Genomic DNA, 26,536 nt, shown 5'->3' on the forward strand with positions numbered 1-26,536 from the left:
GATAACGTTAGAAAAGGGGGACTGATTGTGAATATACGAAGAAAGTGTTATATGGCATTTCTGGGCGCAGTAGTTATGTTACTTCTGCCCTGCAGGACAGTTACGGGGGATTCAATAGCAGAACCTGACTATTCATTCTACGGAAAACACAGAAGTCAGATAAAACCAATAAACCGTATGTTTGAAGCAAACGGCAGCGGAGGAAGAGCAGATATTTACGAAGAACCGGGGGAGGAAGAGCCGGTAATAAAGATGGACAACGGCTCTGTCTTTTGTGTGATTCATATGTACACTGATAAAAAGGGGGACAAATGGGGCAGCCTGCTGTACGATGTACAGGGCAACGATACTGCCAGGACGCAGTTTTATACAGGAGATTATTTAGGCTGGGTGAAGATGGAAGACCTTTTGGTAAGGTATGATGAAATATCATTTCGGGAAGAGTTCGGGAAACAATTTCAGAAATATGCTGGGGAGCTCGACGGATATCAGGCGGAGCACCAGACATTATACTTCTGGGAGTATCCGGGCTCAGAATATAAGCAGGAATGGCAGATTCAGGAGGAGGCCGGGGACTGGAACATTCAGGAGACCTATAGAGATGATGCCGGCAGCCTGTGGGGGTATTCGGATTATCTGCCGGGGGTTAAGGGGTGGATCTGTATGACGGATCCTGTGAATCCGGATTTGCCTGTGCTGGTGAGAGAATCCGTTCCGGCATCAGAGGTTGAAGAATATGCTCCGGGCAAACCCAAAAGAGGATATGAATTTATAATTGGAGGCATGATCCTGCTTGTGTCACTATTGACAGCAGTAATGATTTTTGTATTTTGGAGGCGGAAAAAGCAGTCCTGAACGAGATTTTAACAGGGGATTCTTGTGTTTTTTCCAGATTGTTAGTATAATGAACAGTATCGCATTGATACTTTAAAGAAGGGAAGTAGGAAAGATGATAGCAGATAAAATGGTGAATTTTGTAAAAAACAGTTCGGCCATCCGCGCCATGTTTGAAGAAGGAAAAATTATGGCTGAGAAATACGGGGCTGAGAATGTATATGATTTCAGTCTGGGAAACCCAAATGTGCCGGCTCCCGCAGAGGTAAAAGACGCTATAATTGACATTTTAGACAATGAAGATCCGGTAGTGGTACACGGGTATATGAATAATTCCGGGTATGAAGATGTGAGGGCTGCCATCGCAGGTTCTCTGAACCGCAAGTTCGGGACGGCTTTCCGGGAGGAGAATATTCTCATGACTGTGGGGGCTGCCGGAGGCATGAATGTGATCTTTAAAACGCTTTTAAATCCGGGAGATGAGGTAATGGTATTTGCTCCTTATTTCGGGGAGTACAGAAGCTATGCCGCAAACTATGACGGAGTGCTGGTAGAAGTGTCTCCTGACACAGAGACATTCCAGCCGAACCTGGAGGAATTCCGCAGGAAAATTACCCGGCATACAAAGGCCGTAATAGTGAATTCGCCCAATAATCCCACGGGAGTGGTATATTCCGAAGATACCATTCACAAGCTTGCAGATATCCTGAGAGAGAAGCAGAAAGAATTCGGCACAGAGATATATCTTATTTCGGACGAGCCTTATCGAGAATTGGCTTATGATGGCGTACAGGTGCCTTATCTGACAAAATACTATGAGAACACAATTGTAGGGTATTCTTACAGCAAATCCCTGTCTCTCCCGGGAGAGCGCATCGGCTACCTGGTGATTCCGGATGAAGTGGCTGACAGCCGGGATGTAATTGCTGCTGCAAACGTTGCCAACCGTATCCTGGGATATGTAAATGCCCCTTCCCTCATGCAGAAGGTAGTGGCAAGATGCCTGGACGCGGAGGTAGACGTTCCGGCATATAATAAAAACCGGGAGGCTTTGTACGGAGGCCTGAAAAAGCTGGGATTCCAGTGTATCAAGCCAGAGGGAGCCTTTTATCTGTTTGTCAAATCTCCTGTTGCGGATGAAAAAGTGTTCTGTGATGCGGCGAAGAAACATCACATCTTAATTGTACCAGGGTCATCTTTCGCATGCCCGGGCTATGTGCGCATTGCATATTGTGTTTCTTATGAAACCATTATGAATTCTATGCCGGGCTTTGAAGCTTTGGCAAAGGAATTTCTGTAATACTTGGAGGATATTATGAAAAAATGGGAAGATAATATACGTAAAGTAGTTCCCTATGTGCCGGGAGAACAGCCCAATGAACCAGAAATGATCAAACTGAATACCAATGAAAACCCCTACCCCCCTGCACCGGGCGTGCAGAGGGCGCTGGAGACTATGGATGCCGGCTGTCTCCGTCTCTATCCCGATCCTGGGGCCCATGATCTCACGGCAGAACTCGCCCGGTATTATGGGCTTTCGGAGGACCAGATTTTTGTGGGAGTGGGTTCGGATGACGTGCTGGCCATGTGCTTTTTGACGTTTTTTAATTCCTCCAATCCCATTCTGTTTCCGGATATCACGTATTCTTTCTATGATGTGTGGGCAGATTTGTTCCGGATTCCCTATCAGCGCCCCATGCTGGATGAGAGGTTTCATATCCGGAAGGAGGACTATTTCAGGGAGAATGGAGGAATCGTATTTCCAAATCCCAATGCACCTACGGGTGTGGAGATGCCCCTGGAAGAGGTGGAGGAGATTGTCCGGAGGAACAAGGATGTGGTTGTGATTGTGGATGAGGCTTATATAGACTTTGGGGCAGCTTCCGCACTTCCTCTGATTAAAAAATATGAGAATTTGATTGTAGTACAGACATTTTCCAAATCCAGATCCATGGCTGGCATGCGTATCGGCTACGCCATGGGAAACCCCGTACTTATCAAGTATCTGAATGATGTGAAATATTCATTCAATTCCTATACCATGGATCAGACAGCGCTCCTTCTGGGGCAGGAGGCAGTAAAGGATGAGGGATATTTCAGAGAGACCCTGGGCAGGATTATAGAGACGAGAGAGTGGACGAAAGAGGAATTGAGAAGGCTGGGGTTTAGGTTTGAGGATTCTAAGGCCAACTTTATCTTTGCCTCACATGAAAGCTGTCCGGCCGAAGAGCTGTTTGGGGCATTGCGGGCTGCGCATATTTATGTCAGATATTTTACGGCGCCCAGGATTAACAATCATCTCAGGATATCCATTGGCACACAGCAGGAGATGGAAACACTTATCCGTTTCCTCCAAAAATACTTAAAAAAATACGAGGAGAAATAACGTGGATTCAGCAGTACAGTGGTTTGCAAATAATATGCCGTCATTTTTATCCCCTGAGGCGGCGATCTTTCTGGTATCTATGGTACCCATTTTGGAACTCAGAGGAGGCCTGTTACTGGCTTCCATTCTGAAAATTCCTATGGTGCAGGCGTCGGTGATATGCATCATAGGAAATATTCTGCCGATTCCTTTTATTCTGTTGTTTATCAGGCAGATATTTAAATGGCTGAAAAAGACAAAAATCTTCCGGCCCCTGATTGAGAAGCTGGAGAAGAGGGCTATGGGGAAGAGTGACAAAATTAAAAAATTTGAATTCTGGGGATTGGTGCTCTTTGTGGGAGTACCGCTGCCCGGAACCGGAGGATGGACCGGAGCGCTGATTGCCTCTCTGCTGGAAGTGGACCTGAAAAAATCAGTCCCCGCTATCTTGCTGGGAATTTGTATGGCGACAGTGATTATGCTGATTGTTTCTTACGGGATGTTGGGAACAATTATGCAATAGTGATTTCATAAGGAATTTATAAAAAGCAGCAGACATATATTATGAATAACGTAATACCGTGGAGTATAGTATGAAGGTGAGTATCAGCCGCGTTATCATTGGAATAGAATGCCTGCTGCTTTTTTGTACCTATTTATGGTACTGTCAGCCGAAAGGGATCACTGTGGCCAGCGATTCTGCCAAGCCCGAAGAAAAGTATATTAAATGGGTGGACTTTACCGTACCATATGAGGCCCTGCAGCAGGCTTATGAGTTGGATGTGAGTACCTATGAGCAGGAGATACACCTGAACTGGACGGAACTGCTGGCCTTTCTGGGTGCCAGATACGGGGGAGATTTCGGCAGCTATTCCTCAAAGGATATGAAAGACCTGGGCGAGAAGCTGACTTCCGGGGAGACAACAATGGCGGAGCTGACAAAAGACATGAAATATTATGCTTATTATCTGGAGGCATATACTGCGGTTTTGGGCGGCATGGTAGGTGAATATGAGATACAGGTGCCAAAAAACGACGCTCAAGGGACTGAGACAGGAGCGCAGGAGACAGGAGAAAAGATTTGGGTAAAGCAATACGGCCTGAAAGCCTACTCTCCCATTGCCAGGGGATATGAATATCAGGACTATGATGATTTTGGGGTATCCAGAAGCTACGGATACCGAAGACAGCACCTCGGACATGATATGATGGGGCAGGTGGGTACACCCATTGTGGCAGTGGAGTCCGGGTATGTGGAGGCCATCGGCTGGAATCAGTACGGCGGCTGGCGGCTGGGTATCCGCAGCTTTGATAAAAAGAGATATTATTATTACGCGCATCTGCGCCAGAATTTTCCGTTTAACAAATCCCTGAAGGAGGGCAGTGTTGTCCAGGCAGGGGATGTGATCGGATATCTGGGTCATACCGGCTACAGTGCCAAGGAAAATGTGAATAATATCGACACTCCCCATTTGCACTGGGGACTTCAGCTTATCTTTGATGAGAGTCAGAAAGAAGGAAGCCATGAGATTTGGGTGGACTGTTACCAATTGACAAGATTCTTATCTCAGAAGAGGAGCAGGACTGTTAAGAATCTGGAGACGAAGGAGTACCACCGTGTATTTGAGATGAGAGATCCCGCGGCGGAGGAATATAAAAAGAGCATAGCGGATAAGGAAAACAGCGGCCAAAGCGAAAAGTAACGCTTTGGCCGCTGCGTTTGTGCCGGGGAGAGCTTATGTATCTGAAATCTGTTTTCCTGCCCGGTCCATATGATAATGATCTTTGTAGATTAGCTCTGAGATTGGTACAAATTCATAGCCTTTTCCCTGCAGGGTGGTAATGACCGTCTCCAGCGCATCTTTGGTATACTTGGCGCCGTTATGGCAGAGGATGACTGAGCCATTTTCCAGTGACTTATTTTCACAGATGGTCTGGATAATAGAATCAGCCCCATAGTCCTTCCAGTCCAGACTATCTACAGACCACTGGATGGGATAATAGTGGTTGGCAGCTGCAGTTTTGATTACACTGTCATTATAGTCACCATAGGGAGGCCGAAATAGAATCATATCCACGCCTGTGAGTTCTTTTACCTTGTTGTGCACCTTCATCAGCTCCTGTGTCTGCTCTTCAGTACTGAGCTCGCTCATATGCTTGTGGTTTTCGCTGTGGTTTCCCAGGTCATGGCCGGCTTCATATATCTTTTTTACGTCCTCCGGATAACTCTCAACCCATCCTCCGGTCATGAAAAAGGTAGCTTTGACGTTATGCTTAGCCAGGATATCAAGAATCGTCTGGGTATCTTCATTGCCCCAGGCAGCATCGAAGGAGATGGAAATCTGCGGTTTATCAGTATCTACACAGTAGATTGGCAGTTCACGGCCTCCTACGCTTGTGCTCACGGAGGCAATTTTGGGAAGGTAGGCAGCGGCGCAGATCAGAAGGGCAATAGCAGCCAGTCCGACGAAAATTGAGACTGCGTTTCTTTTGAAGGGTTGCGTGGAAGAATCAGGATTTTCTTGATTCATAATGGATACCTCTGAAAAGGGATCTTGTTACTATCTTATGGGATACAGCTTATACATTATGCACTGCAAAAAAATAGACCAAAGCAGTAGAAAATGTAATATTATGGAGGTATAATAAAAGAATATACATTCATATACCGTTTGCGGGAGGAAAAACAAATGAACAATCAGACAGACGTCAGGGAAACAATCTACAGATTTTGCCGTGCCTGGTTTGAAGAACGTAGTCTTACGGAAACCCTCACATTTCTCACAGAGGATGTGGACTTTGTGGGAACTGGAAAAAACGAGTCTGCCTGGGGAAAAGCTGAGATGGAAGCATATCTCAGTCAGGATATCCGAGAGATATCAGAACCATTTAAGGTTGGAATTTCATTTATATACGAACATTATATTACCGAGCAGGTGTGCAGCTTATCTGCTGAGGTGACATTAAAAAATACCTTATATACCTGGAATCTGAAAGCATTCTTCACTTTGCTTTCCAAAGAGAGCCGCTGGGTGATCAAAAGCTTTCATGTGGCAGAACCGGGGACCAGTCAGAGGGAGGCTGAGCACTATCCGCAGACACTTGTGATTGAACATTCTATCCGCCAGCGGCAGGAGCTTTTAAATGACTCCCTGCCCGGGGGCATGATGGGCGGGTATATTGAGGAGGGGTTTCCCTTTTATTTTGTGAACCGCAGGATGCTGGATCACCTGGGGTATGCGGACGAGGCAGAATTTGTATCAGATATAGACGGAATGATTGGAAACTGCATGCACCCCCAGGATCGGCAGATGGTTGACGACGCAGTAGAGGCCCAGCTGAGAAAGGGGGATGAATATGTTGTAGAATACCGGATGAAGAAGAGAGACGGCTCCTACATCTGGGTTCATGATCTGGGGCGGCAGGTGACTGCGGAGGACGGCAGACCTGCTATTATCTCAGTGTGTATGGACATAACCGCCCGGAGACAGGCTCAGGAGGAGGTACTCCATCTTTATAACAATATTCCGGGGGCCGTATTCCGCTGCAGATTTGACAAGGATTTTTCCGTGATTGCGGCCAATGACGGACTGTTTGAATTTCTGGGGTATACCAGGGAGGAGTTTGCGGCTCTGGGGAATAAAATGTCAGCTGTGATTTATCCCGAGGATCTTCTCATTATGAAGGACATACTGGACAGCCAGCTGCGGTATGGCAATACCATACAGAATCAAAACCGGCTGATATGCAGGGATGGGTCCGTAAAATGGATCTCCATAAAGGCTCAGCTTATAAGAGGCGAGGATCAGGAACAGTATTTCTACTGTGTCTTTGTGGATATCACAGATGAAAAGAAGCTCCAGGAACAGGCCAGGGAATTATATGAGAAGGAACTGGCATATTTTGCAGAGCTGTGTTCCAGGGACGGGAATATTCAGGGAAGCTTAAATGTTACCAGGGGGATTGTGGAAACCTATCTTTCAAATTCCGAGATGGCTGTGGCTTATGTGGGAGAACCCTATGAGAAGGTAGTAGAGACTCTGGCAATGTCTGCGCTGGATCCTGCGTATGGGGAAAAGATTAGAGTTACCCTGGACAGGGAGAAGGTACTGAAGGACTTTAGTTCCGGAAAAATAGATTACCATCTGGATTTCCTGCGAAAGAGCAACCGGGGGGAATGCTTCTGGGAGAATACCTACATGCGATCCTTCCGGAATCCCGAGACAGGGGATATTATCCTTTTCTTCTACACATCAGATGTCACAGAGCAGCGGCTGCAGGAGCAGCTGCTTCGGAGAATTACAGAGCTGGACTATGATATTATCCTTGAGGCCGATACTGTAAGGGATACATACCGGATGATCAGCAGTGCAAAAGAGGGGCCTATGCTGGCGCCTGCCGGGAGGCTCCGGGAAGAACTTTGTTCCGTTGCAGAACGGCTTATGGACGAGGCGGCTGGAAGAGAGCTTCTTGGCAAACTGGATTACAGCTATATGAAAAAGGAGCTGTCAAGACAGGATTCTTATTCATTCCTCATAGAGATAAGGGAGAAAAATGATGAGATCCGTGTGATGCGCCTCCAGGTATTTTATATTATTAAAGAGCTTGGGCGCGTATGCATTGCCTGTACGGATGTCACGGATATCGTATCCCAGGAGCAGAGACAGAAGGAAGAACTTGCAGCAGCCCTGGTGGCTGCGGAGCAGGCAAATGCCGCCAAATCAGATTTCCTTTCCCGTATGAGCCATGAAATCCGTACACCTATGAACGCGATTATCGGTATGAGTACCATAGCGGCAAAATCCATAGGGGACGATGAGCAGGTGGAAGACTGCATTTCAAAAATAGGTATCTCCTCGCGATTCTTGCTGTCCCTGATCAATGACATTCTGGATATGAGCAGGATAGAGAGCGGGAAGATGCTTTTAAAAAATGAAAAGATACCTATGGAGGAATTCATTCACGGGATTACGTCCATCTGCTGTGCACAGGCAGATGCCAAAGGTGTGGAATATGAGTGCATTGTAGATCCGGTATTGGATGACTATTATATGGGGGATGCCATGAAGCTTCAGCAGGTATTGATTAATATATTAAGCAATGCCATCCGGTTTACCGGTGAAGGGGGTAAGGTGACGTTTTCAGCAGCCCAGCGCAGAAAGACAAAAAATGATGCGGTCCTCCGGTTTATTGTAAATGACACCGGCATAGGAATGAGCAGTGAGTTTCTGCCTCATATATTTGAACCCTTCTCACAGGAGTCGACGGGCACAACCTCGCTGTACGGCGGAACAGGACTTGGACTTGCTATCTCTAAAAACATCGTGGATTTGATGGATGGAAAAATTACTGTGCGCTCCATCAAGGGGCTTGGCTCTGAATTTACAGTGGACGTAAAGCTGGGGATTACGGAGGAAGAGAAGCTGCGGCATAACCAAAAGAAGCAGAGCTATAACTTTTCCCATTTAAAGACCCTGGTGGTGGATGACGATGTAGCTGTCTGCGAGAGCGCGGTCGTGACACTCCGGGAAATCGGTGTCCGGGCAGAGTGGGTGGACAGCGGCCGGAAGGCGGTAGACCGTGTCAGAAATTTCTGGGAAGAGGGACGTTACTATGACATGATTCTTATTGACTGGAAAATGCCTGAGATGGACGGAATAGAAACCGCCAGACAGATCCGAAGAATTGTAGGGCCTGAGGTTACAATTATCATTATGACAGCCTATGACTGGATATCCATTGAACATGAGGCAAAGCTTGCGGGAGTGAATCTTCTTATGAGCAAACCTATGTTCAAATCCTCCCTGGTTTCAGCTTTTAGTACGGCTCTGGGGGAGAAAGAAGAGCAGGACCAGCAGGTGGAGGCTGATGACTTCGATTTTACAGGCAGGCGGGTACTGCTGGCAGAGGATAACCAGATAAATACAGAAGTAGCAGTCATGCTTCTGGAGACCAAGGGATTTCAGGTGGATACGGCGGAAAACGGCCTCCGGGCCCTGGAGATGTTCAGCAAATCTGAAACAGGATACTATGATGCCATTTTGATGGACATTCGTATGCCGCTTATGGACGGACTCACCTCCTCTGCCAATATCCGGCATCTCAGCAATGCGGATGCTGAAACGATACCTATTATTGCCATGACTGCCAACGCTTTCGATGAGGATATAGAAAAGAGCAAGGCGGCCGGAATGAATGCACATTTGGCTAAGCCCATCGAACCGAACCGCTTGTATCAAACACTATATGATTTTATTTACGGGAAAGAGAATTCATGACCGGAGAGAAGGGAACTGTTGGCTAATATGAAAGGTATATACAAAAGGGGGCTGGCTGTCCTGTTTCTGGCCTGTCTTCTTCTGGGAACGATGATGGTCCAGGCTGTCATTCAGGCGCAGTCTTACGGACGGCTGATTAATTATGTGGGAATTGTACGGGGGGCTACACAGCGCCTGGTCAAGCTTGAACTGCAGAGACAGGAAAGCAGTGAGATTATACAGTATATCGATAGTATTATAGAAGAATTGACAGGGGCAAAAGGTCCCTATGACCTTCCGGCGCCCCAGGACGAACAGTATCAGGAGGATCTCCTGGAGATGGAGCGTATGTGGGGCCAGGTGCAGGAGCATATTTACGCATACCGCATGGGAGAAGAAGAAGAGGCAGAGATGCTGGCACTGAGTGAGGCATTTTTTGAGCAGGCAAATGATACCGTCTTTTCTGCAGAAGAATATTCAGTCAGAAAGAACCGGACGCTGTTAGGCGTATGTGTCGCTCTGCTGGGAGTAGTAGCTGTTATCTGGCTTCTCATATTCTGGTCGGCTTTCAGGAAAATACTTTTTTTGGAGAACACGAATAAAGAACTGAATGAACTGGCACGCAAGGATCCAATGACAGGCGCTTACCAGATAGAAGCGTTTAAAGAGGAAGCTCAGAAACTTCTGGACACCGGTGCTGATAAAAAGTACGCTGTGCTGTATACGGATTTTACGGATTTCAAATACATGAATGATGTATTTGGTTATACGTACGGAGACAGTATTCTCAGACAGTACGGTGAAATTTTGGGGGAGAGCCTCCGGGAGGGAGAGATTTACGGGAGAGTCTCTGCAGACCATTTTGTGATATTAATGTATTATAAGGAAAAGGGCGAAGCAGCGTCCCGCCAGCGGAAAGCGGATCAGAGGATTATCAAGTTTATGCATAATTCGTATGATAAGCAGAGTGTGCCCACCTGCTGCGGCATCTGCTGTGCTGAGGATGTAGTGGAAACCCTGCTGATTGACAATCTGATTGACAAGGCAAATTTTGCGAGAAAGACTGTAAAAAATGGGACAAATCCCAATTATGTGTATTACAATGAGAGCATACGGATCCGGCTTCGGGAAGAAAAAAATGTAGAGAGCCGCATGCTGTCAGCCCTGGAGAATCATGAGTTTACAGTGTATTTCCAGCCCAAGGTTGAACTTAAAACAGGGAGGATAGCCTGTGCGGAGGCACTGGTCAGATGGAAGACCAGCGACGGGGCTGTGATATCTCCTGATTATTTTATCCCTGTATTTGAGAGAAAGTTTTTAATTGGGCAGTTGGATCAGTATGTCTTTGAGGAAGTGTGCCGATGGCTGAAATCTCTCCTGGATCAGGGGCGGGAGGTACTGCCTGTATCAGTAAATGTTTCCAGGCTGCAATTTTACGATTTGGATTTTGTGAGCAGGTATGTGGAGATCAGAGACAAGTATCAGATTCCTCCCCGGCTGCTGGAGATTGAGTTCACAGAGTCTATGGTATTTGACAAGGAGGAACTGCTGATTCAGATTGTAAAACAGCTGAAAAAGGAGGGCTTCTCCTGTTCTATTGATGATTTTGGAAAGGGATATTCTTCTCTAAGCCTGCTTAAGAGTATTCCCATCGATGTATTGAAGATCGACCGATTGTTTTTTGTCGAGAGCGAAGATAAGGGGAAAGATGCCGCTGTTATCGAGGGGATTATAGACCTGGTGAAGCGGTTCCATATCCAAACAGTAGCTGAGGGGATTGAGACCTGGGAACAGGTGGAGTATCTGAAGCATATCGGATGTGACTTTGTACAGGGCTATGTATATTACCGTCCCATGCCGGAAGAAGAATTTGAACAACTTCTGGAACAGCAGTAATTGCATAGGCAACGGCCTGATTAGGAGGAGGATGAAAATGCTGAAAAAAATTACGGCAAAGAATATATTGCTGCTTGCCCTGAGCTGTATCATCTGCAGTATAGCAGTAAACTGGGTAGCGCTTCCCAATGGGTTTGTAGTGACAGGCATCACAGGGCTTGCCATGACAGTCTCAGAGTTTACGGGGATTCACTATGCACTGATTAACTATGTGATGGTAGGGGTGGTGCTGATCATTACATGGGTGAAGATGGATAAGGAGGAAGTTTCCAGTATTCTTTTTCTGTCGGTTCTCTATCCGGCGGTCCTGTGGGCAATGAGCTATTTTTCCGTACATATTATATTTGATGATAAACTGATTGCGGTTGCTTTTTTTGGTGTCCTGCTGGGAATCGGGACAGGAATTGCTTTTCGCCTGGGATTTTCCTTCGGCGGGACAGATACCATTGGCAAGCTGCTGAAGCATACTGCTTTGAAACAGATCCCTCTGAAAACCATACTGCTGTTAGTAGACGGAACTATCCTGCTGATCATGCTCACTGCCTTCAGCCTTGATGCGGTGGCATACGCATTTGTCGGGCAGCTGATCTATGTGAACAGTATGAACTTTGTACTTTTTAATATGGGTCCCAAGTTGTATGAGATACAGCTGATCTGCAACGCCCCTCACAGTATCGAGCAGTTTATCATAGAGGATATTCAAAAAAGTGTAACCATTCACCAGGTGGTAGGAGGATACACAAAAGAGACGAAGACGCAGATTGACTGCGTCTGTACCTCAAAAGAATACGTGAAGCTGAGGGAATTTGTAAAGAAGGAAGAGATTGACTGCTTTATGAAAGTCTTCCCTCTGATGCATGTATTCGGACAGGATAAAGACTTTTTGAAAATCAAGCAGGAGATTATAGAGTAAGTAAATTGCTCTGTACATAAATCTGAGGGAGATCAGTGAGGCAAAGGACTAGAATCATCTGCCGCCTGATTTCCCTTGAGTTTAGTGAAAATGTACAGAAATTTTGGACGAAAAATTGTTAAATATGCAGAATATACAAAAAGGAGTTTACAAAGTATGGATTTGATGCTAGACTGATATCAACCGATAAGTTTAAGCAATTTATTTTTTTACTCCACTATATGTAGGATGTTGGATGTAGAATAAAGAATGAAGTATATAGGCGAATGTCATTAAAGTATTAGTTTAATTATATGGTTTCCATGTCGTAAAGGTAACTCTGCTTTACAATCCGGTCTATGTCGTACACAGTTTCTTCTGCAATCAGATAGTTGAGGAGTTCCCGGTGAACTGCCTTGAATTCTTCCTGTTTTCCCTCTCTTATAATTCTGGTTACCGTATCCAGGCGCAGCTTTTCTGTGAGTTTGCGCACGGTTGTATTCATACTGTCTATGATTGGACTCTGACAGACAGAAGAGATTGTTTCGTGGAAGAGATTGTCCGCCTGGAATACTGCCTGTACACTAAAAGGCTTTTCTTCAAAGGATTCTGCCAGGAAATGATACTGACGAATCAGTTCCTCTTGGCTGTCCGGGGTAAGCTTTTGCTTTGCCAGCTTCATCAGGCCGATCTCAATTAATTCTCTCAGTTCCATCAGCGCAAGCTGAGAAGAGCCGCTGCTGCTCAAGATAACCCCGTAGAGCAGGGGATTCAGCATAATTCCGGAAAACCCTTGTTTTACAAAGGTTCCCTCTGCTCTTCGTATCTCTAGCACGCCGTAGGAAATAAGCATTTTTATGGCCTCACGTATGGAATTACGCCCTACGCCGAGAAGCTCCATCAGCTCGGTTTCTGTGGGAATCTTATCTCCGGGCTTTAATTGGCCATTGATAATTGCGTTTGTCAGCGCATCTATAATCTGCTCTACAATAGAACTGCTTTTAATCTTGCGGAAAGTGAGATCCTGCATAAGCAGTTAGTCCATGTGAGAGCCGCCGTTAATGTCAATTTCTTCACCGGTGATATAAGATGCTTCCCTGGATGCAAGGAATACAATGGCATTGGCGACTTCCTGGGTCTCGCCCGGCCGTCCCATAGGGATTCCGTCGATAACCTTATCGGCATCCTCCTTGGGAAGGGATTTCCAGATCTCGGTATTAATCAGGCCGGGGCATACACAATTGGTGGTTATGCCGTACGGGGAAATTTCTCTTGCCAGATTTTTAGAAAATCCCAGCACAGCGGCCTTAGAAGCCGAATAGTGGGCTCCCCCGAAGATACCGCCTCCTCTTTTTCCTGATACGGAAGAAAGTGATACTATACGTCCGTATCCGGCTTTTTTCATGGGCTCCAGCACAGCCTGCGTACAGAGAAAGAGGCCAAACATGTTTACATTAAAGATTCTCTTTATATCTTCCAGCGTCATATCTTCTACTGTAACTTTTTGTGAGACGCCTGCATTGTTGATGAGGACATCTATTCTGCCGTATTTATCCATTATGGCAGAAACCATATTGTCAACAGACGCTTTCTCTGTGATATTTACGGGTATGCCGAAAGCTTTGCCGCCTATTGATGTAATATAATCTACGGTGTCCTGAATCCCTGCTTCATTAATATCAGCGATTACAACAGTAGCACCCTGTCCGGCAAAGGTGGCAGCAATGGTTCTGCCGATGCCTTTTGGTGATCCGCTTCCGGTTACAATAACAACTTGCCCTTCAAATTCTAACATGATTTTTCCTCCTTTTTATTTGAGCATTGATTTTGCGGTTTCTACAATATTTTCAGTGGTGATGCCGTTTAATTCCAGGAGACGCTCATAAGGCGCTGACTGGCCGAACTGATCCTGAATCCCGATACGCTTCACATGACCCGTTCCTTCTTCCCCAGCGACCTCACAGACAGCGCTTCCCAGACCATTTAAGATATTATGATCCTCCACGGTGATGATTCTGCCGATTCCGCGAAGGCAATCCAGCACAGCTTCTTTGTCTAAAGGCTTAATGGTATGCATATCCAAAACCTTTGCACGGATCCCCTGAGATGACAGCTTTTCCTCTGCCTCCAGAGCCAGACGGACGGTGTCGCCGTTGGCAATTATGGCGATATCCCCGCCTTCTCTAAGCGTTACCGCCCTGCCAATTTCAAACTCCTGATTCTCATCGTAGATAACGGGAATGGCATCTCTGGTAAAGCGCAGGTAAACCGGGCCGTAAAGCTCGGCAGCCTTTGCCACCAGCTTTTTAGCAGCATAATAGTCTGCAGGCATGACTACGGTCATATTGGGAATAGTTCTCAGCACGCCCATATCTTCAATGCTTTGATGGCTGGCTCCGTCATTGGCCGGTGTCACCCCTCCGTGTGAGCAGGCGATTTTTACATTTAGTTTAGGATAGCAGATTTCCTGGCGTATCTGTTCGCACATGCGAAGAGATCCAAAGACGGCATAAGTCACTACGAAGGGGATTTTTCCTGCGGTCGCGAGACCTGCGCTGACCCCTGCGCCATTTTGTTCTGCAATGCCTACATTCAGATACTGCTCCGGCAGTTCTTTGGCAAATGCCCCGGTTTTGCAGGATTTTCCAATATCTATGTCCACTACGCAGATATCCTTATTCTTTCTTCCAAGTTCAACAATTGCCTCTCCAAAGCCATCTCTTGTAGCGATCTTTGTTCCTTCCATCAGATATCCCCCCTTTCAAGCTCTTCCATTGCCTGTGCATACTGCTGTTCGTTAGGAGCCGCGCCATGCCACCCCAGCTGATTCTCCATAAAAGATACGCCCTTGCCCTTCACCGTATGTGCATTAATAAATTTGGGTTTTTTGGTTTTGCCTGCCCGTATTTCATCCAGTGTACAGACGATTTCATCCATGTCGTGACCGTTGATATCATAAACTTCATAGCCGAAATCCTTTAATTTTTGGCTCATATCCAGAAGAGGCATGATTTCGTCCGTGGTGCCGTCCAGCTGAAGTCCGTTATTATCAAGAATAACAATGAGGTTATCCAGCTGATATCTGTTGGCACACATGATGGCTTCCCAGATCTGCCCCTCATCGGACTCCCCGTCACCTATCATTGCAAATACCCGATAGTCTTTGTGATTCATTTTTCCGGCAATGGCCATGCCTACCGCACAGGACAGTCCTTGTCCAAGAGAGCCGGTGGAGATATCGATGCCGGGGCATCTCTTCATATCAGGATGTCCCTGAAGGATGGAACCTTCTTTGCGCAGCGTATGCAGTTCTTTCTCAGGAAAGAATCCTAGAGTCCCAAGAGCCGCATATTGTATGGGACATACATGGCCTTTGGAAAGGACAAAACGGTCTCTGTCTTCCCATTTCGGATTTTTAGGATCCAGATTCATCTCCCGGAAGTAGAGCGCGGTCACTAAATCCGCGGCTGAGAAGGCACCACCCGGATGGCCGGACTGGGCTTCATATATCATGGTGAGGGCTGTTTTCCGCAGCTCTTTTGCCTGTTGTTTTAGTTCTTCAGTACCAATATTTTTCATAGCAACCTCCTAATCATCATCTGTAGAACGTAGGATATATATAGACAGAGTATTGCTACTCTGTGATGAGTGCAATAGCTCTGGCGGGAGCGCCTCCGCAGCCTTCCATTTTCAGCGGCAGCAGTATAAAATCCCAGCGGGGATATTCCAGCAGATCCTTTGGAAGGAAAAGCTCTTCTCCCAGCCATATTTCACTTCCTAAGAGCAGTTCATGCTGCATCAGGCCCTCCCCTGCTTTGGGCCCGCCGATACTCATAGAGTCAATGGCAATTCCCTTTACTTTTTTATCAAAGAGCCACTGCGCTCCATCCTCGCCCAGATATGGCCAGAAGTCGCAGTACTCTGTGCTCCAGTCTCTTTTATAGCCCCATCCTGTGCACAAAAGAACTATATCCCCCTCTTTGATGACATCTTCGTAAGGTTTTAGGTGTTCTGTGCCGATAGCGGTATGAGCATCAATTCCAAACAAATCGACTACTACGGCTTCTCCTATGTATTGTTCAACAGGCGTCTGTGCCACTGTTTTTCCCTGAGGAAAGTGGTGGAAGGGTGCGTCCACATGCGTAGAAGTATGTGTATTCATGTAAATACGCTCGGATGTGTAGCCATCTTTGGGCTTAAGCGTCTCATAATTAATAGCAGTCAGCTCATAGGGCATATAGCCGGGATTGTTGTGATAAAAAGTTTGGGACAAGTCTAAAAGTTTTTTGATTTTCATAAGAAACCTCCATTTCTGAAATTATTTTCTGGTTTTTCTGGTGGTAATGCTGCCGATCAAAACTGCAACGATAATGACTACACCAGTAACCGTTCCGCTCCAGAATGTATTAATCCCCATAAGGTTAATACCATTGTTTATTCCAGTGCTGATTAAGGCACCAATCAATACACCAAAGGCAGAGCCTAATCCCCCGGACAGGCTGGCGCCTCCGATAACCGTGGCGGCGATGGCGTTTAATTCCATGCCTGTTCCAGCAGTACATTCCACTGTGAGAAGATAAGATGCATTTAAAAGTGCGGCGAGTCCGCAGAGAATACCGCATACAGAGTAGCAAATAATTTTTACCGCCACCACGGGGATGCCTACCAGGCGCGCGGCCTCCTCATTGCTTCCGGTTGCATAAATCCAGCGCCCCAGCATAGTTTTCCGCAGGACAAACTGCAGAAGAATGACAGCAATCAGCATATAAGTAATATAGTTGGGCAGTCCGAACAGAAAGCTTCCCCTGTCAAAGGCAGCAAAAGAGGTGTGGTTGCTGATTGTCTGAGAATTGCCTCCGGCCACAATAAAGGTAAGGCTGGAAGCCGCCCCCTGCATAGCCAGTGTAACAATAAAGGGAGCCATCTTTACCTTTGCCACAAAGAAACCATTGAATAAGCCGCAGAGCAGGCCTACACCCAATCCCGCAATCACCCCTGCTGCAATCCCAAATTTAATCATGCAGAGAGTGGCAACCATTCCTGCAAAGGAAAAGATAGACCCAACGGACAAGTCGATGCCTCCTGTAATGACAACCAGCAATTGGCCAAGAGATATAATAAATAAGGGTGCACAAGCCTGAAGCACATTTTTCAGGTTACGGGCTGTCAGGGCTGTACCAGTAGCAAAATGCAGAATAATAAATAATATAATTAATACCAAAAACATACCAATTTCAAGCTTATATGCCTTTGCAGTCTGGGCCAGACCTCCTGTAGATGAGGGGGCATTTGCCTGATTCTGAGCCTTATCTGTTTTATTCATAAATTAATCAGCCTCCTTTATATTTGGAACTTCGGATGAAGAGGTAATGCACTGCATCATATAATCCTCATTGATGTCATCACCGTACAGAATCCGCTCTGGCCTGCCGTCCTTTAAGATGAGTACCTTGTGGCACAAGGTGACAAGCTCGGCAAGTTCTGAGGAAACGACAATGACACCGGCATGGCTTTCTCTGGCAGCAGATTTGATTAACTGGTAAATATCCTGTTTGGTGTGGACATCTACGCCCCTTGTGGGTTCATCCAGCAAAAATATGGTGGGGTTGTGGATAAACCAACGGCCGAAGAGTAGTTTTTGCTGATTTCCCCCACTAAGTGAATTAGGTGCTTCCATAATAGATGGAACCTTAATTTTTAGTGCCTGAACGATATTCTTTAGGTAGGAATTTTCTTTTTTTGTGCGTATCAGCCTTTGTTTGCTGTACACACGGTGGGGCATGAGGAGTGTTTCGGGGATTGGCAGTGTCGGAAACAATCCACTTTCAGCTCTGTCTTCACCAATGTAGGCAATATTTCTATTTAATGCTGCCTGAGGAGATTTGGGCATATACCCTTCACCTCGAAGTTTCAAGCGAATCTGGGGATTTTTCTGGGCTCCCCAAACAGCGCGAAGAAGGGAACTCCGGCCGGAACCTGCTAAGCCTGCCAGACCTACAATTTCGCCCTCCTTAACGGAACAAGAGATGTCGCTGTTTTCCCATTCTATATTCAGTAATTCATTGTTTTTGTCTATTTCTTTGTAATCGTCTATGGAAACCGCTTCTTCCATAACCAGCGTACGTCCGATCATGTCCCTGATAATATCAGCATCGCTTTTTTCTGACATGAGGGCTCCCTCAGTGACGGTTTGTCCGTCTCTGAAAATAGTTATGCGGTCACAGATTTCACGGATCTCGTTCATACGATGAGAGACGAAGATGATACCAAGCCCCTGAGCGGACAATTTTCGTATAATCTGGAACAGGCTTTGGGTCTCTCCAAAATTCAGAGATGAGGTTGGCTCGTCAAACAGTATGATTTTAGCCCCCATACTTACCGCCCGGGCAATCTCTATCATCTGCATCTGATCTGCCCGGAGTGTGGATACTTCATCTCTCAGTCTGATGCTGGCTGCTGCCTCGCCAAGAGTGAGGAGTGCTTCCCGGGCAATTTTATCGGATTCCTTCCAGTCATAGAAACCATTTTTATTAATATCCGGATTGCAGAGAGATATATTTTCAGAAACTGTCAGGTGGGGAACTAAGGAAAGTTCCTGATACACCACTGCTATGCCTTTTTCCATAGCATCTTTCGGAGATTTAAAACGAATCTCTCTGCCGTCTAGAATTATCTGGCCGTCATTGGGCATCTTTGAACCGCCTATGATCCCTATAATAGTTGATTTCCCGGCTCCGTTTCCGCCCATCAGAGCATGGATTTCCCCGGGATAGATGGAGAGGGATGCACCGTTGAGCGCTTTTGTTCCCCCGTATATCTTAACGATGTTGTGCATTTCCAGAAGGGGAGTTTTTCCATGTCCCATGTTGAGACCTCCTTTCGTTGTCCGTGCAAAGCCTCACGAGAGTGCTTTGCACGGAGGTTTGATATAAGTTTAATAAGAGCCGGCGGATTCCGGATATACCAGACGAAGGATTTCCTGAATTTCAGGATCGTCAACATTTTCTGTGGTAACTAACGGTTCCGGAAGAGGAATATCCTTTTCTTCAATCGCTTCGCCCTTGATTGCTTTGAATAACTGCTGTGCTGCTACAAGCCCCTGGCCGACAGCTTCCTGTACGACGATGCCGTCAATTTTACCCTCTCGTAAAAGAGCAATTGATTCCGGACTTCCGTCAGAGGATACCACAGATATTTTACCTGTTAGTCCTGCTGTCTCTAAGGCCAGAACAGCGCCGGTGCCAGCCTGCTCATACATGCCGTAAATCCCCTTAATATCGGGATGGGCGGTCAGAAGGTCGGTTGCCTCTGAGGTTGCCTCGCTTACTGTAAGGTCAGGCGTCTGGATAACCTGTACAATTTCTACACTTGCCTCTTCACAGGCCTTCTCAAGTCCAGCCATCTTGTTCTGTGCATTGGTGCGGTCCATGGGAAGTGCCAGAACGCCGATGCTGTTTCCGCCGAGCTCTTTTACACGCTCACACAGATATTTACCGTTATCGTACCCTGATGTGTAGTCATCCGCCGTAACACAGCAGGCGTAGTTGGTAACTCCTTCCTCTGCCCCGATTGCGGCGATTGTTACCGGGATGTTTGCTTCCTCTGCGGGATCAAGCACAGTAGGACAGCTGGTGGAGCTTACCGGACTGAGAATAATACCGTCTACGTTCTGGGTGATCGCGGTGTTAACATTGGTAGCCTGAGTTGTGGTGGAATTCTGTGCATCGTAGGTTACGAATTCAACCCCTTCTTCCTCACAAGCCTGCTTTACTCCTTCTTCAACCCACTGCCAATAAAGAATATCTTTTGACGGTGCAAGATATACAATTTTCTTGCCCTCCAGACTGCCGCCGGCAGCTTCCTTATCCCCGGAATCCTGTGTTTTTGCGGTGTCAGTTTTGGCGGATGTGTCTGCAGCCTCTTCCTTCTTATCGCCGCACGCGGCCATAGAAAACACCAAACCTAAGGTTAATAAAATACTTAATGCCTTTTTCATGTAAAATCCTCCTTAATTGTTTTAATAGTCCTTTTCCCCTGGGCGTTTCCGCCGTAACCTCCCTTCTTTTGTGGTTTCCTATGCATTTTGATGCATTATTTATCATTAAACTAATACTTTAATGACAATTTATTATATAAATTGAAATTATGGGCAAAAAAGCGGCATAACTTTTTAAGTCATGCCGCTTTTTATGCCACTTAAAGATAACCAAACCGCAGTTTTTTCATCTCCGCCTTCTTTTGATCCGGGAGAACATGGGAATATAAATCCATGGTAGTAGAAAAGTTCTGATGTCCGAGTATGGACTGGAGAACCTTCGGCGCCATACCGGATTCCATGCACCTTGTGGAAAAAGTGTGCCGTAAGGTGTGAGGGGTCATAGGGGGAAAGGGGATCCCGGCCTTTTCATTGATACGTGTAACAATCTTGTTGATATCTGCATTTAGAACACCGTGACAGAGCGGTTTTCCGGTTCTTGAGGGAAAGACCAGACTCTCCATATCTTCCAGCTGCGGATGTTCGTTTCCCGGGCTTTCCCCGTGGAGCTGTTTATTCTGCAAGTCTTCCAGCAGGTTTATAGCCTTCGGCAAAAGGGGAATTTTTCTGTAACTGCTTGCTGTTTTGGGGGAGTCGCGGAAGCAGCCCCGCTGTTTGGTATATTTTATGGTGCCGGTAACCATGAGACAAGCATTGGAAAGATCTACGTCGCACCACCTGAGTGCTCTTAGTTCACCTACCCGCATGCCCGTGAAAAGGGCGAGAGAGTAGATAGGAAAATAAGGACTTTTCCGGGCATAATCCAAAAAAATTTCTTGTTCTGTTCTGGAAAGTGCCTGCTGGCGGGGGGCGGAGCGCTGCCGGGGCAGCTCAAGCTTCTGTACCGGATTATTTTGCAGGAGATTCAGCCTGCAGGCCTGCTTAAACAGGCTGTTCAAAAGAGTATAACACAGATGGACGGTATTATTGGAATAACCAGACTGCCTCAAATCATAGAAGAGCTGCTGCAGATTGTAAGGAGAAATATCTGCCAGCTTCCTCTGACCAAGGGAGGGGGATAGATAATTGGCATAATAGTTATGATAAGTATCTACAGTACCCTGTTTTACGGAAAGAGACTTATATTTATTCAGCCACAGGTCAAACCAGAAGTCGAGAGAAGGGGTACTTCCCATTCCCGGGGCGCCGTGCTCTATTTCATATCTGGTATTGCGCAGCTTTTCCGTTACTCCTGTAAGGGTCCTGTGATATACGGCATAGCGTTTGCCCTGAAAGGTAAATCTGCCCTGATAGGATTTATTAGGCAGCTGTATAATTCCCCGCCCCAATTCTCTTCCTTTTTGATCTTTTCCCATTTCTTAAAACCTCCTATATTATTTGTGCCATTTATATGCCAATTTGTTAATGATGGGACGTATGGCATATGTTTTTATCAGTATATAAGTTTTGGCCTGCAAGGGAAATATATGGATAAAGAAATTTGGAGAATACTGTTGACTTAACGGAAAAACATGTAATAATTAAGGGAGAATTGCGGATTGACAGAGGGAATCCGCTGCCTAAGAGCCTGGAGGAATGAGAATGGATAAAAATGATTGTAAATATAGAAAATATATAGAATTGCTGAAAAAGGAGCTTGTGCCTGCTATGGGATGTACGGAACCCATAGCCATAGCCTATGGAGCAGCCAGGGCCAGAGAGGTTCTGGGCGGGCTGCCTGCTCACACTAAGATTGCTGTGAGCAGAAATATTGTTAAGAATGTTAAGAGTGTGGTCATCCCCAACACCAACGGATTAAAGGGGATAGACGCGGCAGCAGCAGCGGGGATAGTCGCCGGCCGGGCGGATAAGGAACTGGAAGTGATATCGGCAGTTCCCGGGGATAAGAAGAGGGAGATAAAGGAGTATCTTGCGGCAAACACAATTGAGGTAGAGACTCAGGAGGGAGATCTGCTGTTCGATATACAGATTGAGATGTGTAAAGGGGAGGATCAGGTAAAGCTGAGAATTACCAGATCTCATACGAATATTGTCTATATTGAAAAAAACGGGAAAGTTCTGCTGGAGAATAGCTGTGAGGAGGCCAAGGAAAAGGAAGATGGTGTAGATCTGCTGACAGTGAAGGATATCGTAGATTTTGCGGAGTGTGCTGACTTAGAAGAACTTGCAGCTTATATAGAACCTCAGATTCAGTGTAACTATGCCATAGCCCAGGAAGGCATCCGGGGAACCTACGGAGCAAATATCGGAAAGGTACTGCTGAATTCTCAGGAGGATACAGTGCAGAATCGGGCGAAAGCTATGGCAGCAGCAGGTTCTGATGCCCGGATGAGCGGGTGCGAGCTTCCGGTGGTGATTCTTACAGGCAGCGGGAATCAGGGGATAGCAGCAGCTGTTCCTGTTATTGTCTATGCGGAAGAGATGGGGAGCAGCAGGGAGGAGCTTATCAGAGCAGTGGCTGTCTCAGACCTGATTACGATCCACCAGCGCTCCAGAATTGGTAAGCTTTCCGCTTACTGCGGGGCTGTAAATGCAGGATGTGCCAGCGGAACAGGCATTGCCTATCTTCAGGGCGGGAGATTTCCGGAAATTGCCCACACGATTGTAAACTCTCTGGCAGTTGTTTCAGGAATGATCTGCGATGGGGCAAAACCATCCTGTGCAGCTAAGATTGCTGTTTCTGTGGAGGCTGGTATATTGGGATACCATATGTACCTTCAGGGACAGGAGTTCAGAGGGGGAGACGGAATTGTGACCAAGGGGGTTGACGAGACCATTTACAATGTAGGGCAGCTGGGGAAAGACGGAATGCGTGAGACGGACAAAAAGATTGTAGATATTATGATGGGATGTGTCTCAAAAGAGTAAATTCCACAAAGATGCTGTTTGACATTTCCTGTATCCTGTGATAAAGTAATAACAACTTAATAGAAATCTTCAGGGCAGGGTTCGTTTCCCTACCGGTGGTATAGCCCACGAGCCGCAAGGCATGATTCGGTGTAACTCCGAAGCCGACAGTAAAGTCTGGATGGAAGAAGATAATTCATAACGATCGGACAGCGCAGCTAATGCTGTGCGGGTCTGAATTTCTTATGTTATTCAGCTCTGGAATGTTTATCATTTCAGAGCTTTTTACATATTGGGAAAACAACAGCGGTTTACTGCTGTGTGCAGTTTATCTGATGGATTGTTATGGAGCGCGCCGTGTCCTGGATATTTTTATTCAGGGCATTTTTTGTGTTTGGTCGAGAATAAAGGAGGCGCAGAACAATTGACAGAGGATGAAAAGTATATGCAGGCAGCACTGGAGCTTGCAAAGAAGGGTATGGGATTTGTGAATCCGAACCCTATGGTTGGGGCAGTGATTGTTAAGGGTGGCAGAATCATAGGCCAGGGCTTTCACGAGAGGTACGGGGGCCCTCATGCAGAGCGCACAGCACTGGCATCCTGCAGAGAGTCGCCGGAGGGCGCAGTCATGTATGTGACATTGGAACCATGCTGCCACTACGGAAAGACTCCGCCCTGCACAGAGGCTATACTGGAGAGCAGGATACGAAGAGTGGTGGCGGGGTGTGAGGATCCCAATCCTAAGGTGGCAGGAAAAGGGCTTCGCTGTCTCAGAAACGGGGGCGTGGAGGTAGATCTTGGAATACTGGAAAAGGAATGCATTTCTCTCAATGAAGTATTTTTTCATTATATCCGAAAGCAGATGCCTTTTGTGGTTATGAAATATGCAATGACAATGGATGGCAAAATTGCCACACGGACCGGTGCGTCTAAGTGGATCACCAGGGATGCTGCCAGAAGGAGAGTACATGAGGACCGGCACCGCTGTGCTGCGGTTATGGCTGGAAGCGGGACTGTGGCAGCAGATGATCCTATGCTTACCTGCCGCCTGCCGGGAAGGAGAAACCCAGTGAGAATTATATGCGATTCACGGCTGAGGATTCCATTGGGCTCCCGGGTGGTCACTACAGCCAGTGAGGTACCTACGTGGATTGCCACCGCAAGCACGGACCAGGAGCGGTGGAAAAGATATCAGGAAGCGGGATGCAGAATCATTTATGCAGAGAGCGGTATACAGGGGCACCTGGAACTAAAAGAGCTGATGAGGAAACTGTACCAGGAGAAAATCGACAGCATTCTTCTGGAAGGAGGAGGTACCCTTAATTTTTCGGCGCTCCAGTCAGGGATTGTAAATAAACTGCAGGTATATCTTGCACCGAAGATTTTTGGGGGGATCAGTGCAAAAACTCCTGTAGAGGGACTGGGGGTTGCTGTGCCAGGGGATGCGTATATCCTTACCAACTCCAGGATTGAGACCCTGGGAGAGGATTTTCTGATAGAGAGTGAGGTGGAATACGGTGTTCACAGGGATAATTGAGGAGATAGGAGTGATTGCCGGTATAACCAGAGGGAAAAAGTCTTCTGTGCTGCAGATAAAAGGAGAAAAAATATTCGGGGATCTGCGGCAGGGGGACAGTGTAGCGGTAAATGGAGTGTGTCTGACTGCCGCCAAAATCCAGGGAAATACGTTTTATGCGGATGTCATGTGTGAAACTTTAAATCGTTCTTCTCTGGGAAGCCTTCAGACAGGCGGCAGAGTGAATCTGGAACGGGCGATGGCCGCAGACGGAAGATTCGGGGGGCATATAGTATCCGGTCACATTGACGGGACTGGCAGGATTCTGGAGGTAAACAGGGACGACAATGCTGTCTGGTACCGGGTGGGGGCACCGGAGCAGATTATGAAGTATATTGTAGAAAAAGGCTCAGTTGCCATTGACGGAATCAGTCTTACGATAGCCAGAGCAGGAAAACAGGATTTCAGTGTTTCTGTCATTCCCCATACTGCGTCTCACACGGCACTGTGGGAGAGATCCCCAGGAAGTACCGTGAATCTGGAGAACGATGTGATAGGGAAATACGTAGAAAAGCTGATGGGAACGGAGCGGGTGAAGAAAGATACCAATGGGGTAACGATGGAGCTCCTTTGGAAGGCAGGATATTAATTGATAGATGAGGAGGACATAAAATGGGTCAGTACAGCACGATAGAGGAAGCTCTTTTTGAGCTTCAAAAAGGAAGAATAATTATTGTTACAGATGATGAGGACAGAGAAAATGAGGGAGATTTTATCTGCGCCGCTGAGTTTGCCACCACAGAGAATGTTAACTTTATGGCTAAGTATGGGAAAGGGCTGATCTGCATGCCCATGGGGGAGGAGATTTGCAGAAGACTGGAGCTGCCTCAGATGGTAGTGAAGAATACAGATAACCATGAGACTGCATTTACGGTTTCCATTGACCATATATCTACAGGAACCGGGATTTCTGCTGAGGAACGTTCTGTTACGGCTATGAAGTGTGTGGAAAAGGAGGCAGGGCCGGAAGACTTTCGGCGTCCCGGGCATATGTTTCCCCTTCTGGCCAGAAAAAATGGAGTTCTGGAACGGGGCGGCCATACAGAGGCTACAGTAGATCTCATGCGGATTGCAGGGCTTGAGGCATGTGGACTTTGCTGCGAGATTATGAGAGATGACGGAACTATGATGCGGGGAAAGGAACTGGAGGAGCTTGCAGAGCAATGGGATCTCAAGCTGATTACCATCAAAGCCCTTCAGGAGTACAGAAAGAAATATGAGAAGCTGGTTGACCGGGTAACATGTGCCCATATGCCTACGAAATACGGAGATTTCCAGATTTATGGGTATGTGAACAAGCTAAACGGGGAACATCATGTGGCCCTGGTGAAGGGAGAGATAGGAGATGGAAGGAATCTGCTGTGCAGAGTTCACTCAGAATGTCTGACAGGGGATGCCTTTGGTTCTTCCCGGTGTGACTGCGGCCAGCAGCTGGCAGCCGCCTTTGCCAGAATAGAGCGGGAGAGCCGTGGCGTTCTTCTGTACATGCGGCAGGAAGGGAGGGGAATCGGCCTCATTAATAAATTAAAGGCCTATGAGCTGCAGGAACAGGGGATGGATACGGTACAGGCGAATCTGGCGCTGGGATTCAAAGAGGATCTCAGGGAATATTATATCGGAGCGCAGATTCTAAGGGATCTGGGTGCCAGAACCTTAAGGCTGCTGACAAACAATCCTCAGAAAGTTTATGAGCTGGGAGACTATGGCATGGAAATTGTGGAAAGGGTACCGCTTCAGATGAAGGCTACGGCCCATGATATCGTTTATCTGCGCACTAAACAGGAGAAAATGGGGCATATACTCAATTATTAAGGATAGGGGATATGGGATTAATGGGAAATGTAAATAAGATGAAAATGGAGGAGACAGATAA

Annotated in this window: 22 protein-coding genes and 1 riboswitch; of the genes, 12 read left to right on the forward strand and 10 right to left on the reverse strand. The window is 46.7% G+C overall.

Annotated features, from left to right (window positions below; all coding sequences use genetic code 11):
- Positions 1-27: 27 nt before the first annotated feature.
- From ACGHCT_RS04240 to ACGHCT_RS04260, 5 genes are all read left to right on the forward strand, one after another.
- A complete protein-coding gene (locus tag ACGHCT_RS04240; RefSeq protein WP_390438401.1) occupies positions 28-855 on the forward strand; it encodes a hypothetical protein in 828 nt (275 codons plus the stop codon).
- Positions 856-949: 94 nt separating this feature from the next.
- Positions 950-2,134 (forward strand): pyridoxal phosphate-dependent aminotransferase, encoded by a 1,185-nt coding sequence (locus ACGHCT_RS04245; protein ID WP_390438404.1) that lies wholly within the window; start codon positions 950-952, stop codon positions 2,132-2,134.
- Positions 2,135-2,149: 15 nt separating this feature from the next.
- Positions 2,150-3,220 carry a histidinol-phosphate transaminase gene (hisC, locus tag ACGHCT_RS04250; RefSeq protein ID WP_390438407.1) on the forward strand — a complete coding sequence of 357 codons (1,071 nt, stop codon included), beginning with the start codon at positions 2,150-2,152 and terminating at the stop codon, positions 3,218-3,220.
- Position 3,221: 1 nt separating this feature from the next.
- Positions 3,222-3,722, forward strand: coding sequence for a small multi-drug export protein (locus tag ACGHCT_RS04255; protein ID WP_072852509.1), 501 nt, complete (start codon positions 3,222-3,224; stop codon positions 3,720-3,722).
- Positions 3,723-3,792: 70 nt separating this feature from the next.
- The gene (locus ACGHCT_RS04260; protein ID WP_390438410.1) at positions 3,793-4,902 is read left to right on the forward strand and encodes a M23 family metallopeptidase; all 1,110 of its coding nucleotides are present in this window, start codon (positions 3,793-3,795) and stop codon (positions 4,900-4,902) included.
- Positions 4,903-4,935: 33 nt separating this feature from the next.
- Here the strand turns inward: ACGHCT_RS04260 and ACGHCT_RS04265 are convergent, their stop codons facing one another.
- Entirely contained in the window at positions 4,936-5,730 is a 795-nt protein-coding gene (locus ACGHCT_RS04265; protein ID WP_390438412.1) for a polysaccharide deacetylase family protein, read from the reverse strand.
- 159 nt (positions 5,731-5,889) lie between these two features.
- Here ACGHCT_RS04265 and ACGHCT_RS04270 point away from each other — a divergent pair, with 159 nt between their 5' ends.
- Genes ACGHCT_RS04270 through ACGHCT_RS04280 form a run of 3 tightly spaced genes read left to right on the forward strand, consistent with a single transcriptional unit; the run spans position 5,890 to position 12,265 of the window.
- Positions 5,890-9,477: a response regulator gene (locus tag ACGHCT_RS04270; protein WP_072852515.1), complete on the forward strand. Its 3,588-nt coding sequence runs from the start codon at positions 5,890-5,892 to the stop codon at positions 9,475-9,477.
- 27 nt (positions 9,478-9,504) lie between these two features.
- A complete protein-coding gene (locus tag ACGHCT_RS04275; protein WP_390440116.1) occupies positions 9,505-11,352 on the forward strand; it encodes a putative bifunctional diguanylate cyclase/phosphodiesterase in 1,848 nt (615 codons plus the stop codon).
- Positions 11,353-11,389: 37 nt separating this feature from the next.
- Positions 11,390-12,265, forward strand: coding sequence for a YitT family protein (locus ACGHCT_RS04280; protein ID WP_242946772.1), 876 nt, complete (start codon positions 11,390-11,392; stop codon positions 12,263-12,265).
- A gap of 289 nt (positions 12,266-12,554) precedes the next feature.
- On the opposite strand, the gene ACGHCT_RS04285 is transcribed toward ACGHCT_RS04280, so the two are convergent.
- From ACGHCT_RS04285 to ACGHCT_RS04325, 9 genes are all read right to left on the reverse strand, one after another.
- Positions 12,555-13,274 carry a FadR/GntR family transcriptional regulator gene (locus tag ACGHCT_RS04285; RefSeq protein ID WP_390438414.1) on the reverse strand — a complete coding sequence of 240 codons (720 nt, stop codon included), beginning with the start codon at positions 13,272-13,274 and terminating at the stop codon, positions 12,555-12,557.
- A gap of 6 nt (positions 13,275-13,280) precedes the next feature.
- Positions 13,281-14,039: an SDR family NAD(P)-dependent oxidoreductase gene (locus tag ACGHCT_RS04290; protein ID WP_072852519.1), complete on the reverse strand. Its 759-nt coding sequence runs from the start codon at positions 14,037-14,039 to the stop codon at positions 13,281-13,283.
- Between the two features lie 15 nt (positions 14,040-14,054).
- Positions 14,055-14,990, reverse strand: coding sequence for a transketolase family protein (locus ACGHCT_RS04295; RefSeq protein ID WP_390438416.1), 936 nt, complete (start codon positions 14,988-14,990; stop codon positions 14,055-14,057).
- Complete coding sequence (locus ACGHCT_RS04300; RefSeq protein ID WP_390438419.1) at positions 14,990-15,823, reverse strand: transketolase; 834 nt, start codon at positions 15,821-15,823, stop codon at positions 14,990-14,992. The genes ACGHCT_RS04295 and ACGHCT_RS04300 overlap by 1 nt, the downstream gene beginning before the upstream one ends.
- Before the next feature lie 55 nt (positions 15,824-15,878).
- Positions 15,879-16,541, reverse strand: coding sequence for a cyclase family protein (locus tag ACGHCT_RS04305; protein WP_072852522.1), 663 nt, complete (start codon positions 16,539-16,541; stop codon positions 15,879-15,881).
- A gap of 21 nt (positions 16,542-16,562) precedes the next feature.
- The gene (locus ACGHCT_RS04310) at positions 16,563-17,567 is read right to left on the reverse strand and encodes an ABC transporter permease (RefSeq protein WP_072852523.1); all 1,005 of its coding nucleotides are present in this window, start codon (positions 17,565-17,567) and stop codon (positions 16,563-16,565) included.
- A gap of 3 nt (positions 17,568-17,570) precedes the next feature.
- The gene (locus ACGHCT_RS04315) at positions 17,571-19,109 is read right to left on the reverse strand and encodes a sugar ABC transporter ATP-binding protein (RefSeq protein WP_390438422.1); all 1,539 of its coding nucleotides are present in this window, start codon (positions 19,107-19,109) and stop codon (positions 17,571-17,573) included.
- Positions 19,110-19,178: 69 nt separating this feature from the next.
- Entirely contained in the window at positions 19,179-20,240 is a 1,062-nt protein-coding gene (locus ACGHCT_RS04320) for a substrate-binding domain-containing protein (protein WP_084067933.1), read from the reverse strand.
- Positions 20,241-20,440: 200 nt separating this feature from the next.
- Entirely contained in the window at positions 20,441-21,595 is a 1,155-nt protein-coding gene (locus ACGHCT_RS04325; RefSeq protein WP_072852525.1) for a site-specific integrase, read from the reverse strand.
- A gap of 220 nt (positions 21,596-21,815) precedes the next feature.
- Between ACGHCT_RS04325 and ACGHCT_RS04330 the strand changes: the two genes are divergently transcribed.
- The 4 genes from ACGHCT_RS04330 to ACGHCT_RS04345 all read left to right on the forward strand — a co-directional run bounded on the left by ACGHCT_RS04330 (position 21,816) and on the right by ACGHCT_RS04345 (position 26,475).
- Entirely contained in the window at positions 21,816-23,108 is a 1,293-nt protein-coding gene (locus ACGHCT_RS04330; protein WP_341443429.1) for an L-serine ammonia-lyase, iron-sulfur-dependent, subunit alpha, read from the forward strand.
- Positions 23,109-23,169: 61 nt separating this feature from the next.
- Positions 23,170-23,284: riboswitch (FMN riboswitch) on the forward strand.
- Between the two features lie 248 nt (positions 23,285-23,532).
- The gene (ribD, locus tag ACGHCT_RS04335) at positions 23,533-24,624 is read left to right on the forward strand and encodes a bifunctional diaminohydroxyphosphoribosylaminopyrimidine deaminase/5-amino-6-(5-phosphoribosylamino)uracil reductase RibD (RefSeq protein WP_390440118.1); all 1,092 of its coding nucleotides are present in this window, start codon (positions 23,533-23,535) and stop codon (positions 24,622-24,624) included.
- On the forward strand, positions 24,605-25,252 hold the full coding sequence (locus ACGHCT_RS04340; RefSeq protein WP_390438424.1) for a riboflavin synthase: 648 nt from the start codon (positions 24,605-24,607) through the stop codon (positions 25,250-25,252). The genes ribD and ACGHCT_RS04340 overlap by 20 nt, the downstream gene beginning before the upstream one ends.
- 23 nt (positions 25,253-25,275) lie before the next feature.
- Positions 25,276-26,475 (forward strand): bifunctional 3,4-dihydroxy-2-butanone-4-phosphate synthase/GTP cyclohydrolase II, encoded by a 1,200-nt coding sequence (locus ACGHCT_RS04345; RefSeq protein ID WP_154260598.1) that lies wholly within the window; start codon positions 25,276-25,278, stop codon positions 26,473-26,475.
- Positions 26,476-26,536 lie beyond the last annotated feature (61 nt).

This window comes from Lactonifactor longoviformis (assembly GCF_042848515.1).
Taxonomy (GTDB): domain Bacteria; phylum Bacillota; class Clostridia; order Lachnospirales; family Lachnospiraceae; genus Lactonifactor; species Lactonifactor longoviformis.